This is a genomic window from Marinomonas phaeophyticola (assembly GCF_026966905.1).
Taxonomy (GTDB): Bacteria; Pseudomonadota; Gammaproteobacteria; order Pseudomonadales; family Marinomonadaceae; genus Marinomonas; species Marinomonas phaeophyticola.
The window spans coordinates 189,881-207,992 of record NZ_JAPUBN010000021.1; the positions used below are offsets into that span (position 1 = coordinate 189,881).

At 40.8% G+C, this 18,112-nt stretch carries 12 protein-coding genes; 10 read left to right on the forward strand and 2 right to left on the reverse strand.

The window, feature by feature from the left end; translation table 11 throughout:
• The first annotated feature begins 124 nt into the window (after positions 1 to 124).
• The 10 genes from O1D97_RS18260 to O1D97_RS18305 all read left to right on the forward strand — a co-directional run bounded on the left by O1D97_RS18260 (position 125) and on the right by O1D97_RS18305 (position 14,503).
• Complete coding sequence (locus O1D97_RS18260; RefSeq protein ID WP_269127626.1) at positions 125 to 1,006, forward strand: NAD(+) kinase; 882 nt, start codon at positions 125 to 127, stop codon at positions 1,004 to 1,006.
• A gap of 49 nt (positions 1,007 to 1,055) precedes the next feature.
• The gene (locus O1D97_RS18265) at positions 1,056 to 1,931 is read left to right on the forward strand and encodes a rhomboid family intramembrane serine protease (RefSeq protein WP_269127627.1); all 876 of its coding nucleotides are present in this window, start codon (positions 1,056 to 1,058) and stop codon (positions 1,929 to 1,931) included.
• Between the two features lie 50 nt (positions 1,932 to 1,981).
• A complete protein-coding gene (locus O1D97_RS18270; RefSeq protein WP_269127628.1) occupies positions 1,982 to 2,263 on the forward strand; it encodes a YeaC family protein in 282 nt (93 codons plus the stop codon).
• The gene (locus O1D97_RS18275; protein WP_269127629.1) at positions 2,263 to 3,087 is read left to right on the forward strand and encodes a DUF2797 domain-containing protein; all 825 of its coding nucleotides are present in this window, start codon (positions 2,263 to 2,265) and stop codon (positions 3,085 to 3,087) included. The genes O1D97_RS18270 and O1D97_RS18275 overlap by 1 nt, the downstream gene beginning before the upstream one ends.
• 12 nt (positions 3,088 to 3,099) lie before the next feature.
• A complete protein-coding gene (pepN, locus tag O1D97_RS18280) occupies positions 3,100 to 5,733 on the forward strand; it encodes an aminopeptidase N (protein WP_269127630.1) in 2,634 nt (877 codons plus the stop codon).
• 162 nt (positions 5,734 to 5,895) lie between these two features.
• Positions 5,896 to 7,770, forward strand: coding sequence for a coiled-coil domain-containing protein (locus tag O1D97_RS18285; protein WP_269127631.1), 1,875 nt, complete (start codon positions 5,896 to 5,898; stop codon positions 7,768 to 7,770).
• Between the two features lie 189 nt (positions 7,771 to 7,959).
• The gene (gene metH, locus O1D97_RS18290) at positions 7,960 to 11,694 is read left to right on the forward strand and encodes a methionine synthase (protein WP_269127632.1); all 3,735 of its coding nucleotides are present in this window, start codon (positions 7,960 to 7,962) and stop codon (positions 11,692 to 11,694) included.
• Positions 11,681 to 12,133 (forward strand): hypothetical protein, encoded by a 453-nt coding sequence (locus tag O1D97_RS18295; RefSeq protein ID WP_269127633.1) that lies wholly within the window; start codon positions 11,681 to 11,683, stop codon positions 12,131 to 12,133. The genes metH and O1D97_RS18295 overlap by 14 nt, the downstream gene beginning before the upstream one ends.
• Complete coding sequence (cobO, locus tag O1D97_RS18300; protein ID WP_269127635.1) at positions 12,134 to 12,742, forward strand: cob(I)yrinic acid a,c-diamide adenosyltransferase; 609 nt, start codon at positions 12,134 to 12,136, stop codon at positions 12,740 to 12,742.
• 174 nt (positions 12,743 to 12,916) lie between these two features.
• Complete coding sequence (locus O1D97_RS18305; RefSeq protein WP_269127636.1) at positions 12,917 to 14,503, forward strand: ABC-F family ATPase; 1,587 nt, start codon at positions 12,917 to 12,919, stop codon at positions 14,501 to 14,503.
• An 86-nt stretch (positions 14,504 to 14,589) separates the two neighbouring features.
• Here O1D97_RS18305 and O1D97_RS18310 read toward each other — a convergent pair whose 3' ends face one another.
• Both O1D97_RS18310 and O1D97_RS18315 read right to left on the reverse strand, forming a co-directional pair.
• The gene (locus tag O1D97_RS18310) at positions 14,590 to 15,438 is read right to left on the reverse strand and encodes an MOSC domain-containing protein (protein WP_269127637.1); all 849 of its coding nucleotides are present in this window, start codon (positions 15,436 to 15,438) and stop codon (positions 14,590 to 14,592) included.
• Between the two features lie 962 nt (positions 15,439 to 16,400).
• A complete protein-coding gene (locus tag O1D97_RS18315; protein WP_269127638.1) occupies positions 16,401 to 17,363 on the reverse strand; it encodes an integron integrase in 963 nt (320 codons plus the stop codon).
• Positions 17,364 to 18,112 lie beyond the last annotated feature (749 nt).

The window sequence follows — 18,112 nt, forward strand, 5'->3', positions numbered from 1 at the left end:
TTGTGAATTCAAGTCACTGCATAGCGGTACACATTAGGAACATGTTAAAGTTCCATTCTATGGCACGCTCAATTACAGAGAGTGTTATCTATTAGTGTTAATTGACTAGAAAAGAGTAGAGCAGATGGGCCATTTTAAACGTGTCGGGGTAATAGCAAGATTAGATAAGCCTCAAGTATTAGATACCGTTAAAAAGTTATTAGAATATCTGCAACAAATTGGTAAAGAAGCGGTTCTTGAAGAAGATCTATCGTCTATGTTGCCTGGTATCAAAGTCGATACGGCTCCATTAAAGCAGCTAGGTAATCAATGTGATTTAGCCATGGTAGTGGGTGGGGATGGTAGCTTTCTAGGGGCGGCAAGAGCGATTTGTAATTACGACATTCCAGTATTAGGAATAAATCGTGGTACGCTTGGTTTTTTAACTGATATTTCTCCTCATGCTTTGGCAGAAGAGTTAGACCCTATTTTTAACGGCGATTTTTTTGAAGAAAAGCGCTTTATGATAGAGGCTAAAATAAAGCGTCAAAACCGTCCAAGTGGTGATGGCGTTGCTTTAAACGATTTGGTATTGCACCCAGGTAAATCGGCAAGAATGATTCGTTTTGATCTGTTTATTGATGATCAATTCGTCATGAATCAAAAGTCAGATGGTCTAATCGTGGCTACGCCAACAGGCTCGACGGCTTACGCACTCTCCGCTGGTGGGCCTATTATGTTGCCAAAATTAGATGCTTTAGTATTGGTCCCCATGCACCCACATACATTAAGTAACCGTCCTATTGTTATTGACTCCAATGCACGTATACGTATTGTTGTCTGTGAGTCGAATTTGACTTATCCAAGTGTGAGTTGTGATGGCCAGTTACATATTACGGCCGCTCCTGGAGATGAGATACACATTAATCGTAAGGCTGGTGGAATTCGGCTAATCCATCCGAAAAGCCATGATTTTTATGATGTATGTCGTAACAAGTTAGGCTGGCAAACAGGCTATTCATCGTAAACTTTATCTTGAAGCGAATGGGTTCAAGAATAATAGGTTATATTAGACAATGTTTTTAGCGTATCGATTTCTTGAGCACCAATCGCCGGAAGCGCTTAGTAAAATGCTATGGCAGCATAAGATAGGACATCAAATTACCTTTAACCAAGGTGTGCATGAACTGTGGGTTGTAGACAAAGCCTACGCGACTGAAGTACATCGTTTGATTGCTATTTATGAAGGCCATGCCCCACAAGAGGAAGTGGTAATCAACTCTTCCCACGCTAAGCAAAAAAACGCAGTCCTAAATAAAAATACCCTATATTTAGCCTGCAAGCAGTACCCCGTTACCTTATTTCTTATTGCGATCACGCTTCTGGTTTCTTTAATAACACAATTGGGAACAAGTTATGCCTCTTTAGGCTGGTTTACCATTACCCCCATCATTGTTGAAAATAACCTGTTATACAGTATGCCCTTATCAAGTATGTGGGACACTCATGCCTATTGGCGTTTATTAACACCTGCTTTTGTGCATTTTAGTATGATGCACTTGGTGTTCAATTTGCTTTGGGTGTGGGAAATCGGTCGTAAGATAGAGAAACTTGTCGGCGCTTTTGTTTGGTTAATCGGTGTGCTAATCATGGCGGTGGCCAGCAATACCTTCCAATATTGGGATGTGCAATCACCGCTTTTTGGTGGTCTGTCTGGCGTGGTGTATGGTTGTATTGGTTTTGCTTGGCTTATGCCTTATATCGATTCAAAGTGGCCAAGGTTGATTAGTAAAGGGCTAATGATGTTCTTTTTAATATGGTTGGGTATTGGTTATACGGATTTACCCTCATCATTAGGTCTAGGTAATATGGCGAATACGGCCCATTTAGTGGGGCTGGTGAGTGGTTTAGTCTGTGCGCTTGTGTATGGTTTACTCATAAAACGACGTTAATAAATTTGGTCAACGCAGACCGTGATGATAAAAGCTTAAGAGAATATGTAATGAATTTTAACGATATGATTAATAATTTGACTCCTGAAGTTTACGAACAGTTGAAATACGCCGTTGAATTGGGTAAATGGTCAAATGGAGTACGTTTAACGGCGGAACAAACAGAATTGTGTCTGCAGGCGATCATTGCCTATGATTATGCCAATAAAAGCGAAGAGCAGCGCGTTGGCTTTATCGATCGAAATGCACATACAGGGTGTGAGAGCAAAACTGAAACCCTTGAGCATGAGACCGTAAAATGGGTAGATAGCTCAACACAGGTAAAACATTAATGTTACAAGGTCTAATCCGGAAAATGCCGGTGCACGTGCTCGATGGTCAAGTTCAGTACAATTTGAAAATGGGAAATGAACAGATCCCACTCAATGCATTGATTGGTCAAAAAGTAGCGCTTCAATTCGATGGCACAATTGAATGTACTCATTGTGGAAAGGCAACAAAGAAGTCGTTTAGCCAGGGTTTTTGTTATCGTTGCTTTACTAAATTGGCCGCTTGCGATACCTGTATTATGAGCCCTGAAAAGTGCCATCATCATTTAGGTACTTGTCGTGAGCCTGAATGGGCTGAAAAATACTGTATGCAAAGTCATTACGTGTATTTATCCAACTCTTCTTCATTGAAAGTAGGTATTACCCGTGGCGATCAATTACCGACTCGATGGATAGATCAGGGTGCAACCCAAGGCCGGGCTATTTTTAGTGTTAGTAACCGGCGTATATCTGGGTTGGTGGAGACGCTTTTTAAAGAGGTTGTAGCGGATAAAACGAATTGGCGAACCATGCTCAAAGGTGATGCTCCTGCAATGGATTTAGAGCAAGAGCAAGAGCGATTGATTGAGCTTGTTTATGAAAGCTTAGATTCTTTACAGCACGAATTTGGGCTGCAGTCCATTACTGACCTGTCAGACCACAATGAAACCCATACCTTTACTTATCCTGTAATTGAATACCCCACAAAAGTTGTCAGTATAAATGCCGAAAAAACACCCCTTGTAGAGGGACGGTTATTGGGCATTAAAGGGCAATATTGGATGTTGGACACGGGCGTGATCAACATTCGTAAATACACCGGTTATCACGCAAAGTTTACTGTATAGGACACGCATACTATGAAAGACGGCCAACCTTCGGCGATTTATTTAAAAGACTATCAAGTTCCTGCGTTTTTAATAGATAAGACAGAACTTACTTTTGATTTAGATGAATCTGTCACTATTGTTACTTCACGCTTGCACATGCGACGTAACCCTAAATCAAAATTTAGAACGGCACCTTTGGTTTTGGATGGAGGGGAGGATGTTAAGTTAATCGCCCTAGCTATGGACGACTATCAATTACCGCCAGAAGAATATCGTTTACGTAATCATCAAATTATTATTACGGCCACGGCGGATGAATTTGTATTAACCTGTGAAACGCTTATAGAACCGCAAAACAATACTAGACTTGAAGGCTTGTATCGTTCTTCGTCCATGTTTTGTACTCAGTGTGAAGCGGAAGGCTTTCGTCATATCACCTATTATTTAGATCGTCCTGATGTCATGTCCGTGTTTACTACCACTATTATTGCTGATGGAGATAAGTACCCGGTACTGCTATCAAATGGCAATGAAGTGAGTCGTAGCCTGAATGAAGAAGGTAAAACGGTGGCTGTTTGGCATGACCCTTTCCCAAAACCGGCTTACCTATTTGCTTTAGTGGCAGGGAACTTAGAGGTTATTGAAGATCAGTTTACTACTCTAAGTAATCGTGCTGTTACACTAAAAATATTTACGGAATCTCATAACATCGACAAAGTAGATTATTCAATGGATGCGTTGAAGCGTTCAATGAAGTGGGATGAAGAAAAATACGGTCGTGAATACGATCTTGATATATTTATGATTGTGGCTGTTGATGATTTCAATATGGGCGCAATGGAAAATAAAGGCTTGAACGTTTTTAATTCCTCTTGCTTACTAGCGAGCCCAAAAACCACAACCGATGACGGGTACCAACGAGTTGAAGCGGTTGTCGCTCATGAATATTTCCATAACTGGTCAGGTAATCGTGTTACTTGTCGTGATTGGTTCCAATTAAGTTTAAAAGAAGGCTTTACTGTCTTTAGGGACCAGCAGTTTTCAGCGGATATGAACTCACCTGTAGTGAAGCGTGTTGAGGATGTTTCTTTTTTGAAAACAGCGCAATTTGCTGAAGATGCGGGTCCTATGTCTCATCCAGTAAGGCCGTCTTCATTTATTGAAATTTCCAATTTTTACACCTTGACGATTTATGAAAAAGGCTCTGAAATTGTGCGCATGATACACACCTTATTAGGTGAGGATAGCTTCCGTAAAGGTTCCGATCTGTATTTTGAGCGACATGATGGTCAAGCGGTTACGTGTGATGATTTTGTGCAAGCAATGCAGGACGCGAGTGGTATTGATTTGTCTCAATTCAAACGTTGGTATTCTCAAGCGGGTACGCCAAGAGTAGAAGCGGTAGGATCGTATGATGAAGTCACTAAGACCTATCAGTTAACCTTGACTCAAGCGACACCTCCAACGGCAAATCAACCAACAAAATTACCACTGTTGATGCCTATTCGAGTCGGCTTACTTGATGAGAACGGTAAGGCTCTTACCTCTGAGCTGAATGGCAAAAATGACACTAGTCACGTATTGACATTGAACTTGAGTGAGCAGGTGTTTGAGTTTAAGCAGGTTGATACGGCACCGATTCCCTCCCTATTAAGAGGGTTTTCCGCTCCGGTTAAATTATCTTATGATTACACGGTTGAGCAATTGAGTATCTTAATGTCGTCTGATGAGGATGGCTTTAACCGCTGGAATGCGGCTCAAGAATTGGCCGTAAGAGAATTAAATACTTTAATCTCGCAAGCTCGACGTGGCGAAGTCTTATCGATTGAGTCTCAATTGTTGCTTGGGTTTAAAGCCTTGCTGGACGATCAGTCATTAGATAAATCCATGGTCTCACTTATTTTATCATTGCCTAGTCAAGCTTACTTGTCTGAAATCTCTGAAGAAGTAGACCCTCAAGCCATTAAGCAGGCGCGAACCTATCTTAAGCAGCTCATTGCTCGTGCGTTAGAGCAAGAGTTTGCTAATTGTTATGAAGCCAATAATGTGGATGTGGATTACTCACCGGATGCACAACAAATTTCTCAGCGTCAATTAAAGAATGCCGCTTTGTCCTACTGGAGTGAAACGAATTCCGTGGCGGCTGAAAGGGCGGTGTTATCGCAGTTTCAATCTGCTGACAATATGACGGATCAATTTTCGGCGTTGTCTATTGCTGTGAATACGACGCACCCTGAATTTCAATCTATGTTAGACAGTTTCTATTCCCAGTGGTCCCATGAAGCCTTAGTTGTGAATAAATGGCTAATGTTAATCGCGGCACAAGAGGCCGATAATGGATTGGAACAGGTTAAACAGCTTATGCAACATGATGCTTTTGACTTGAAAAATCCGAATAAAGTTCGAGCGGTACTCGGTGGATTGGGAAGCAGTGTCAGTACATTCCATAATGAAACGGGTGCGGGTTACGCATTTCTTGCAGATCAAATCATTGTGCTTAATAAGCGCAACCCTCAATTGGCCTCAAGACTATGTACTCCGCTCACACGTTGGAGAAAAATGAAACCAAATCTTTCGGTTCTTATGCAAAAGCAACTAGAAAGAATTTTGTCAGAAGAATTGTCGAAAGATGTCTTTGAAGTGGTATCGAAAAGTCTTGCTTAGTCTATAATAAAACTAGATTAGTTAAAGAAGCGTTACCCTATTTAGTGTTAACGCTTCTTCTTGAAATGACGTTTTTAGTGACGATTTTTTGCAATCTAATGGATAATCTGTCATAAGATAAACCTTGTTAAGTGGTCTTGGCTTGTTTTAAAGGAGCAAAAGATGGTTAGGTGGAAAATACTGATAGGTACGATCGCCTTTAGTTTTGTTATTTCTTCGTGTTCAACGACTCGTGAAGAGATTCAAGAAAGTACGATTGAAATAACGGCGCCATTGCCAACGAAAACGGATGCCGAGAAAGAGCGGCTAACGAATGAAAACCTTGAATTAAAGCATACATTACAAAAAAACCAGTCAGAAATTACACTTTTACTCAAACAGATTGAGTCAAATAATGCTGAATTGTTTGAATTGAATACTAAGTTAAATGAGCAAGAGGAAAAAATCCTTTTTCTGCAAAACAGTTCTAATCATTCAAGTATTACCTCATTAAAATTGCTGGAAGATGAAAAGTCGGATAATCGACACTTTGAAGCACGTTACCTTGCATTAAAATTAAAAGACAATGAACTAAGAAATAAATTAGCGGTATTAGAGGCGGAAAATCTTCGATTAACTGACCTTTTATCACATACGCTTAAAGAAAAAAATCTTGTACATCAAGCCACGAAAGAGTGTACAGAGAGTCTTGAGTTTAATAGCACACCTAATGCTCAGATTGTCGTTTCACCTGAACGTCCTTTAACAGAAGAGTGTTTAATGGAGTCGGATTCAGGTTATGAAAATGTGATTAATCTGCAGGCCTTAAATGATGAATATAGTAAAACGGTGTTAGATTTACTAAATAAGCAAAAAACGCTTGTGGATAGACATGCTCTATTGACAGATCGCCACAAAACCTTAGAACAACAGTACTTATCATTAGAGAAAGACAATCAAGGTTTAAGGGATTCGTATCTTAAGATTAAACAAAAAAACTTTGATTTAGGAGGGGCGATAGCGGATTCTAGAGCCCAACATCAAGTATTGTGGGATCGTATATCAGTACAAGATAAAATTATCGCAGAATTACAAGCGGATGCGAACTTTAAGTCCGAAAGGAAAGTTACAGGCGATCTGGTTTTGGCTCGAAACGCAGCGACAACTGTAGAGTCAGAAGGATTTAGTGGTGAATCTCTCCGTCAAGAAAATAATCGATTACAATCTAAAATTGATCAATTAGAAAAAATGTTAGAGGTACAACAAACTTTACTGAGTAAGTACCAAGCACATACCCGTTCCGCAGTAGAGCAATTGGCTCCAGTAAACAATGCTGAATTAGCCGAATTACAAAGAAATTTAGAAAACCTATCTAAAATTAATCGTAATACTGAATTATCTTTAGCGGCCGTGCGCTCGGAGTTGGATCTCAATAAAGTTAAAGAGTCTAAGTTAAATAAAGAGATGACTGAGCTAAAGGATGAACGTAATAGAATTGAATCTGAGTTAAGAAAATTGTCACTCAGAGAAAAAGCATTAACGGCAGAAAAGTCTGCTTTAGAAAAGCAAATTAACGCTCTCATTCCTTTTGAGGCCGAAGTGAATTTCCTTGAAGATCAGTTAAAAAGTAACATCGCGAATGTGCGTTGGCAACGTCCGACGGCCATGCCTTTGAACAGTGCTTTTGAAGTGATTGTCACCGCCGACGTAGAAAATGTGGTTCCTGGACAGGTCTATGTTGCTGAATTAGTGGTTGATACCGCTTTTGACCTTATTAGCGCAACGGAAGCGGAAGCGGTTGTTGAAAATGGAAAATTAACGTGGCGCTGGAGAATTAGCGGTTTAAGCGCACATCAGGCGGCTAGAGCGGATCTTTTTATACACCAACAAATTCAATATCACGATCAGCGTTTTAGTCGACAAGTTTACCGAGATCAAACTTTAGTGACCCTTGAAAATGATGATTTCTGGGAAAAATACGGCTTTTGGTGTTTTGCTATTTTTGCAGGTTTACTCGGTGGCTTTTTCGTTGGCCGTTTAGGTAAAAGTAAAGAATAATGAATTAAGGCTAGGGCGATTGAGACAATGCTTACAAGCGCTTAATAAAGGAAACTCTATTGAGCGCTTTTTTATGCCTATTTCATTGTTAATCTTAAAAAATTCACTTTCACATTATTATTTTTCAAGCGTTCGTCTTTAGCAATTCGTTATAGTAGATGTGCATTAACATATTCAGAGGTATACCCAGTGGTAAAGTCGGATTCATATTCCATTATTGAGCAAAGACTCGCGCAAAACGTTTTAATTCTTGATGGTGCTATGGGCACTATGATTCAAGATTATAAATTGGAAGAGAGTGATTACCGTGGAGAGCGATTCGCTGATTGGGCTAGTGACCTTAAGGGAAATAACGATTTACTCTCCCTTACTCAACCGAACATTATTAGAGCGATATACAGCGATTACTTTGCCGCTGGCGCCGACATCATAGAAACCAATACTTTTAATGCAAATTCCATTTCCATGTTGGATTACAATATGGAAACATTGAGTTATGAATTGAATTTTGAGTCGGCACGCCTTGCAAGAGAAGTGGCGAATGAGTTTATGGCGCAAAATCCAAATAAACCGAGGTTTGTGGCGGGAGCCGTTGGACCCACAAGTCGAACCTGTTCTATCTCCCCTGATGTCAATGACCCTGGTTATCGTAATGTTTCATTTGATGAGTTGGTTGCTGCCTACCTTGTCTCAGTGGATGGTTTGATTAAAGGTGGCGTGGACCTGATTTTAATTGAAACCATTTTTGACACCTTAAATGCTAAGGCGGCTATCTATGCGGTTCTTGAATATTTTGAAAGAACCGGTGTGCGTTACCCAATTATGATTTCTGGCACTATAACGGATGCCTCTGGTCGAACATTATCAGGTCAAACGACGGAGGCTTTCTGGAATTCAATTTCCCATGCACAACCGATTTGTGTTGGTCTTAACTGTGCTTTGGGCCCAAAAGATCTACGTCAATATGTGGGTGAACTTTCAAGAATCGCGGATACTTATGTTTCTGCGCATCCAAATGCCGGACTTCCAAATGCATTTGGCGAATACGATGAAACACCAGAAGAGATGTTAGAAGAAATCCAAGGTTGGGTGGATGATGGCTTTATTAACATTATTGGTGGCTGCTGTGGTACGACACCAAAACACATAAAAACCTTTGCTGATGCCTTTGCATCCTGTCAGCCTCGAGTGATTCCAGAAATTGAAAAAGCGTGCCGCTTATCTGGGCTAGAGCCATTTAATATAGATGAGTCATCACTCTTCGTTAACGTCGGTGAAAGAACGAACGTTACGGGCTCCGCTATGTTTAAACGACTAATTAAGGAGGGCGATTTCGACACGGCATTAGATGTGGCTCGACAACAAGTAGAGAATGGGGCTCAGATAATTGATATCAACATGGATGAAGGCATGTTGGACTCAGAAGCGGCCATGGAACGTTTTCTAAAGTTGATTGCTTCCGAGCCAGATATCTCTCGAGTTCCTATCATGCTGGACTCTTCTAAATGGGAAATTTTAGAAACTGGCTTGAAATGGATTCAAGGTAAAGGTGTGGTGAACTCCATCAGCTTGAAAGAAGGTGAAGAAAAATTTATTGAGCAAGCGAATAAAGTCAGAAAATACGGTGCGGCCGTTATTGTTATGGCTTTTGATGAAGTCGGTCAGGCAGATACTAGGGAGCGTAAAATCGAAATATGTCGACGCTCTTATAAGGTGCTTACCGAAACGGTTGGTTTTCCACCAGAAGACATTATTTTTGATCCGAATATCTTTGCTATCGCCACGGGGATTGAAGAGCATAATCGCTATGCCCTTGATTTTATTGAAGCCTGTGGCGACATAAAAAGAGAGCTACCATACGCAAAAATTTCAGGTGGCGTCTCCAACGTGTCTTTCTCTTTCCGTGGTAATAACCATGTACGGGAAGCGATTCATGCCGTTTTCCTTTACCATGCGATTAAAAATGGCATGACCATGGGGATAGTAAATGCAGGGCAATTAGCACTGTATGAAGACATACCAACAAAACTACGTGAAGCAGTAGAGGATGCGGTTTTAAATAGAACGCCGGACGCCACGGATAATTTATTAGAAATTGCAGGCGAATATGTTGGTAGTGGCGCACAAGAAGTAGAAAAGGCGGCCCAAGAATGGCGCTCTTTAGGCGTTGGTGAACGATTGAGCCATGCGCTAGTGAAAGGCATTACTGAGTTTATTGATGACGACACAGAAGAAGCGAGATTGCTTTTTGACCGCCCTTTAGAAGTGATAGAAGGCCCACTAATGGATGGTATGGGCATTGTTGGTGACTTATTCGGATCCGGTAAAATGTTCTTACCCCAAGTGGTGAAATCTGCTCGAGTCATGAAAAAAGCGGTCGCCTATTTAATGCCTTTTATTGAAGAAGAAAAGTTACGTAATAAAGATACGGCGTCTTCGAGTAATGGCAAGGTTGTCATGGCCACAGTGAAAGGCGATGTGCATGATATCGGTAAAAATATCGTGGGTGTGGTGTTGCAGTGTAATAACTTCGAAGTGATAGATCTTGGGGTGATGGTACCGTCGGAGAAAATTCTGAAAACGGCTCGAGAGGTTGGTGCCGATATCATTGGCTTGTCTGGCTTAATTACTCCTTCATTGGATGAAATGGTACATGTGGCCAAAGAAATGGAGCGTCAAGGTTTTGATATTCCCGTAATGATTGGCGGTGCAACCACGTCAAAAGCGCATACTGCTGTCAAGATTGAACAAAATTATAAACGCAATCAAGTGGTGCATGTGACCAATGCTTCCCGCAGTGTTGGGGTAGCCAGCGCACTAATGTCAAAAGGTGAACGACGTCAAAAATTTGTTGACGAAGTGAAACTGGATTATGAAAAAACGCGTAAACGTTATAAAGACAGAGCCAGTGCTGGACGCCGGGTTTCCATTATTAAAGCGCGCCAAAATAAACAACCTATTGATTGGAGCGTACCTGTTGCGAAGCCGAATAAATTGGGTGTTACAGTGTTTGATGAAAACGACATTAATCTAGAGGATCTTAAGGATTATATTGATTGGACTCCTTTTTTCCAAACATGGGAGTTAGCGGGGGCCTATCCGAGAATTTTGACGGATGCCGTCGTAGGTGTTGAAGCTACTCGTGTGTATGAAGATGCATTGGCGATGTTGGACGATGTGATAAAAACTAAGTCATTAAAAGCGAAAGCGGTTATTGGCGTTTTTCCTGCAAATCAGGTTAACCATGATGACGTAGAGCTTTATGCTGATGAAGATCGCACTGAGGTACTAGAGACTTTATCTTTCTTACGAACCCAGAATGAATTGACAGCACCAGGTAAATACAATCACAGTTTAGCGGACTTTATTGCACCTAAAGACAGTGGGGCTGAAGATTACTTTGGTGCCTTCGCTTGTTCAACTGGATTTGGTATTGATCCTTTGGTTGAAGCCTATGAGAAAGATCATGATGACTATAATAGTATTATGATTAAAGCCATTGCTGACCGTTTAGCGGAAGCCTGTGCTGAATACCTACATGAAAAAGCTCGTAAAGAGATCTGGGGATATGCTCCAAACGAAGCATTAACAAACCAAGAATTGATTAAAGAAAAATATCAAGGTATTCGTCCTGCCCCAGGTTATCCGGCATGTCCCGATCATACGGAAAAAGCAAAATTGTGGTCGTTGTTGGATGTAGAAAATAACACCGGCATCAGTATTACGGAAAGCTACGCTATGTGGCCAACAGCGGCGGTCAGCGGTTGGTATTTCGCTCGTCCAGAAAGCACGTATTTTGGTGTGGGTAAAATTGGCCCAGACCAAGTAGAGGAATACGCTAACCGTAAAGGCATGTCGAAAGACGATGCAGAACGCTGGTTAGCTCCTAACTTAGGCTACGACCCTGAAGATGACCGAATCTAGTCGTTTTTTTACACAAACATCAATGGTTTTTTATCAACCCGTTGATGAAATTTGGTTGGCTTTGGTAGACATGCATTCTTATTGGAAGTGGAATCCAATATTAAAGGATGTACGTTTACCAAACGGTTTACTTTATTGTGATCCTATTATTGCTAAGTATTCTATATTCACTGGTGAATCAGAAAAGAAGGGGCGGATAAATAAAGTAGAAGACCACAGCATGATTGGTTTTTCTTTTTATCGTTATCATCACAAATTGTGTAGTGAAAATTGGCAAATTGAGTTAAAAGAGACAGCGGATGGTGCGACTGAAGTGTCACTTCAAATTGGCTATTCCGGTTGGTTTAGTGCTTCGACATGGCAACATGAGTCTGTGGCAATGAATGTGGCTTGCGATGTTTTTTTACATGCCCTTAAACAGAAATTGGAAGAAGAATAAATGGCAAAAACCATTCAAGATCCAGAAAAGCACGCTGAACGTATGAAAAAGATTAAGCTTCATGTGGATAAGCGCATTGCTAAAGCTCAAACAGACAAGGGTACCTTTGTCTTGCTAACAGGCAATGGTAAAGGTAAATCCAGTTCGTCATTAGGAATGGTAGCGCGTGCCTTGGGCCATGGTATGAAAGTAGGCGTTGTGCAATTTCTAAAAGGGGATTGGGACACAGGTGAGATTGAGTTTTTTAAAGCCCAGCCCAATGTTCAATGGGAAATCATGTCTTCCGGCTTTACTTGGGAAACTCAGAATAGAGAACAAGATGTAACGTCGTCTTTAGAAGCATGGCAGCATGCCCATAAAATGTTAAAAGATGAAAGCCTTGATCTGGTTGTATTGGATGAATTAACCTACTTGTTGCATTACGATTATTTAGATGAGGATGAGGTGATTCAAGCCATTCTGGCACGTCCAGAACATCAACACCTTGTTGTTACTGGTCGTGGCGCGGCAGAGTCTCTCATTGAGTTAGCGGATACCGTGAGTGAAATCAAAGAAATTAAACATGCCTTTAAGCGTGGTATTAAAGCTCAAAAAGGACTGGAGTTTTAAAGAGTGAATGGATTCACTAGGAATCCATTATTTGATGTTTTTTTCTTCGCCTTTCTCTGATTCAGCCAGAAAATTATGGCATAATACCGCCATTCTATCTGTGTATGATTTTTAAGCGTTTACAGACGTTTATCATTACGGAATAAATTCATTACATTAATTCGGAAGATCACCTTGCTTACTACCGCAAATATCACCATGCAATTCGGCCCTAAGCCGTTATTTGAAAATGTTTCAGTTAAATTTGGCGAAGGGAACCGTTATGGTTTAATCGGAGCCAATGGCTGTGGTAAATCCACCTTTATGAAAATTTTAGGGGGCGATTTAGAACCAACGTCTGGCAACGTTTCTAAAGACACGAATGAGCGTTTGGGTAAACTGAAGCAGGATCAGTTCGCTTATGAAGCTTTTTCTGTTATTGATACTGTGATTATGGGCCATGAAGAGCTATGGGCTGTAAAATCAGAAAAAGACGCTATTTATGCTAACCCTGACATGACCGAAGCGGATGGCTTACGAGCGGGTGATTTAGAAGCAGAATTCATGGAAATGGATGGCTACACGGCTGAAGCGCGTGCGGGTGAATTGTTGTTGGGCGTGGGCATTCCATTAGACCAGCATTATGGCCCGATGACAGAAATTGCACCGGGTTGGAAATTGCGTGTCCTGCTTGCTCAAGCCTTGTTCTCTGATCCAGAAATCTTGCTTTTAGACGAACCAACAAACAACTTGGATATTAATACTATCCGCTGGTTGGAAGGCGTACTGAACGAACGTAACTGCACCATGATCATTATTTCCCATGACCGTCACTTTCTAAACAGTGTTTGTACTCACATGGCGGATTTGGATTACGGCGCATTACGCTTATTCCCAGGTAACTATGATGAATACATGACAGCAGCGACTCAGTCTCGTGAACGTTTATTAGCGGATAATGCTAAAAAGAAAGCGCAAATTAATGAATTAAAAGCCTTCGTCAGCCGCTTCTCTGCAAATGCCTCTAAATCTAAGCAGGCCACATCGCGTGCGAAACAGATTGATAAGATTCAATTAGAAGAAGTGAAACCTTCAAGCCGTCAAAACCCATTTATCCGTTTTGATCAAGAAAAGAAATTGCATCGTATGGCGTTACAAGTTGAAGGCTTAGGAAAAACTTTTGATGAAGAATTGTTCAGTGGTTTTAACTTGATGGTTGAAGTCGGTGAGCGAATTGCCATTATCGGGCCAAATGGTATCGGTAAATCCACGCTATTGAAATGTCTTGTTGGCGACTTAGAACCAACGGCAGGCACGGTAAAATGGTCTGAAAATGCTGAATTGTCTTACTATGCTCAGGACCACGCTCACATGTTCGAAAAAGACATGGATTTAGTAGACTGGATGTGGCAATGGGCTAAAGAAGGCGAAGAAGAGCAGAACATTCGTGCTGTGCTAGGCCGTTTATTGTTCTCACAAACGGATATTAAAAAGTCCGTAAAAGTCCTATCTGGTGGTGAGCAAGGCCGTATGTTGTTTGGTCAAATGATGTTGCAAAAAGCCAATGTCATGTTACTTGATGAGCCAACTAACCACTTGGATATGGAATCGATTGAATCTTTGAACTTGGCTCTAGAAAACTACCCAGGCACCATGATGTTTGTCTCCCATGACCGTGAGTTCGTATCTTCTCTTGCAACCCGTATTATTGAATTGACGCCAACAGGCATAGTCGATTACCACGGTTCATATGATGATTATCTAAAGAGCCAAGAAGTATAGTTCGCAGCCGTACTGTTTTTTCAAAGCCAGCTTTTATAGCTGGCTTTTTTCATTGTATTTTGTTGCAGAACCCTCAGCGCGATAGGTTAGCTTTTAGTGGCGGTTTTATCTTGATACTGCTCAGCTACTCTGTATGAGATGACTTCAATCGTATCGTTTTCTTTTACGATCCCTTCTTGAATGCAGACAAAGTTCATCCCAAAGGTGACTTCTTTCTCCGCTGTCATGCGGAACTTCGCCAACGTTTTGATGGGTTCGCCTTTACGACTTCTTTGTGCTGTTATTGGGTCTAAGGTAGTAAAAATACAGCGAGAGCAAGGTTTTGTGGCTTCAAAGATGGCTTCCCCGATTTTAATGGTTTGCCAAGTGTCTTCCTCAAAGGCATCGCAGTGATCGACAACGATGTTGCTGCGAAATCTTTCCATGCTCATTGCTTCAGAACAGCGATCATTCAGTGCGTTTAAAGAGGCTTTTGAGGTAATCAAATAAGGGTATCCATCCGCAAAAGCTACAGGCATCTCTGGCCTGCGCTTAGTGACTCGTTTAGAATCTTGGTCAAAGAAGGTTAATAACACTTCTTCACCCAATACTGAACTAAACCACTGATCGAATTGGCTCCCGCAAATCCGTGCTTCCACTTCGTTTTCCCAAATGGTCACCGTTATCCTGCGGTCACTAAATGAATTAGGGTCAATGACAAGCTTAATGTCTGTATTTGGATGGCTTAATTCCAACGTGTCGTCTGGGTGAATGATGCATCGAACCAAGGTCAGGGATGGGTTCTCGCGGCCTGTAATAAACTCGCCTGAACGCTTTACAAGCATATAGCGTCTATCATTAAAGAAGCCGGAATCAGTGGCGACCGCTTGAGTCAGCTTGATTCCTTGAATAGATTTAATTGGATAAATGGCGAGTTCGCTAACAGTAGCTGGCATTTTCTTCCTTAATTTGAGAGGTGTTGCATAAATGTCACGCCCTTTAACCTAGTGAAGAACAGACTGGGATTGCTGGGACATTCATACCAATGAAACTTTGGTTTTACATGTCACCTGAATATATCAAAGCCCATATAAAAACAAAAGAATTTCAAGAACGGCTTCGCGCCTTCCAAAACGTAGGTTCGGCCTTCAGGCCGACAAAGCACTTTCAAGTCATTCAAGCTCTCTAAGAGCGCGTAAACACAAAAAGCCTGCGCCATTTATGCTTGCGTCACTGTCGTCGTCAGCGCAGAAAAAACGCAGACTTTTTATGTAGCATCACATCACACCTAAAAATGAGAATCTTCTGTAGGTCCGGCCTTCAGGCCGACAAAGCACTTTCAAGTCATTCAAACTCTCTAAGAGCGCGTAAACACAAAAAACCTGCGCCTTTTCTGTTTGCGTCACTGTCGTCGTCAGCGCAGAAAAAACGCAGACTTTTTATGTAGCATCACATCACACCTAAAAATGAGAATCTTCTGTAGGTCCGGCCTTCAGGCCGACAAAGCACTTTCAAGTCATTCAAACTCTCTAAGAGCGCGTAAACACAAAAAGCCTGCGCCTTTTCTGCTTGCGTCACTGTCGTCGTCAGCGCAGAAAAAACGCAGACTTTTTATGTAGCATCACATCACACCTAAAAATGAGAATCTTCTGTAGATACCGGCCTTCAGGCCGACAAAACTCTTTTGAATCACCCAAACTCTCTTGGAACATAAAACGTAGGTCCGGCCTTCAGGCCGACAAAACTCTTTTGAATCACCCAAACTCTCTTGGAACATAAAACGTAGGTCCGGCCTTTAGGCCGACAAAGCGCTTTCGAGTCATCCAAACTCTCTTAGAGGGTACAAAACGTTGGTCTTTAAGCCAACAAAGTGTTTTTTGATAATACCGACTTATTCTTTTTATTTAAGAACAAGCTTTTATAGGATTAAGTCAATTGGGCTATCAGTGCCAGCAAAATGCTGGCCTATAACATGGGTGTAAATTTGTGTGGTTGATACATCGTTATGACCCAGAAGTTCTTGAACGGTTCGAATATCTCTACCCGCCATTAATAAGTGTGTTGCAAAAGAGTGACGGAACGTATGGCAGTTGACTCTTTTATCTATAATCTTAGCGGCATAAACGGCTTTTTTTAAGGCCTTACGAGGTACTGAATCATGCAAATGGTGTCGGCAGAGCTCACCCGTGAAAGGATGGGGGCTGATTGACGTAGAAGGAAATAAGAACATCCAACTTAACTGCCGAAATGCATTAGGGTATTTTTTAGCAAGTGCAAAAGGCAATGATGGGCCATAGCCCTTTTGATTATCTTCTTGTAGAACTTTTTGAACATAAACTTTTTGCTTATTTAATGCCTCAGCGAGTTTACGACTTAAAATGGTTGTTCTGTCTTTATTACCTTTGCTGCATCGTACCGCCAAACTGCCTTGTTCCAAATTAATGTCTTGAATACGAATTCTCAAACACTCACTAATCCTAAGTCCTGATCCATATAATAATGAAAAAATTAAGTGGTCTCGTTCATTTAAACAACTTAGTATTTTTTGAATCTCTTTAACTTCTAAAACAATAGGTAATCGTCTACCTTGTTTAGCATGCTGAAACCCTAAATCTCCCAATGGTTGATCAAGTAGTTTGTTATACAGGAAAGCTAAAGCATTCAATGCGGATTTTTGGGTATTAATAGAAACGTGTTTTTTAACAGCCAAAAACGAAAGAAAGTCTCTTACCTCTTCAGCGCCCATGCTATTAGGATGCTTAAGATGGTGAAAACGAATAAAGTATTTAATCCAATATAGATAAGATTTCTCTGTCTTAAGGCTGTAGCCGCGTAGTCTAAGTTCACCGCGAATAAAATTAAGAAACGGACTAGATGACATCACACACTCCTTGTGGATAATTTAAAATAAACTGTACAAATATACAGTTTATTTTTTGGGTTGCCAATAATTGGCTCGCTTTGTCTAAAAAACTCAAGGTGTTGCGCGTTTGTACTAGCAAGAATTCAGAAAGTCTTTTAGTATCAATGGATAATACTATCCTCAGCAGAAATAACAGGCCGTGGATAAATGTGTAAACACGCACGCTCGTTTTTCCAGTTTTGGATTTTGTGAATAATTTTATAAAAGTTATAATATTCAATTGTTTATAAAGTTTTTCAGAGGTTTTCCAAATTGTCTAAATGAGCGTGCGCATTATTAAAATGTTATGTGTCAGTGCTAATTCTTAAAATTATTCGTTGTTAAAACGTGATTAAGAATTTAAAGTAGGGCGCAATTAAATGGTATTAAACTTTCAGGTTCAGGGATTGAATTCACATTAAGTATTCTTTTCTTGGTTAATTCTTCAGGTTTAATTTTAAATTTTAACAAGTGTGTTATTTATCAGCTTTTGGTTATTAGCGTAACCGCGCAAGTTAGGTAACACATAACAAGAACATCAAACGGAAAAATTACAGTTGGCTTTTTTCGCTTCGCTTCAAATTTTAGCCAACTTTAATTTTCCGCTTATGTAAGCGTTGAACTAAGCCGCTTCGCGGAGCGGTTCATTATTTCCTTTCTAATTTTATGATTCGTTACCAAACTTAATTCTCTATTCATAATTGGAGGATTCAGTGATGACCCCATTA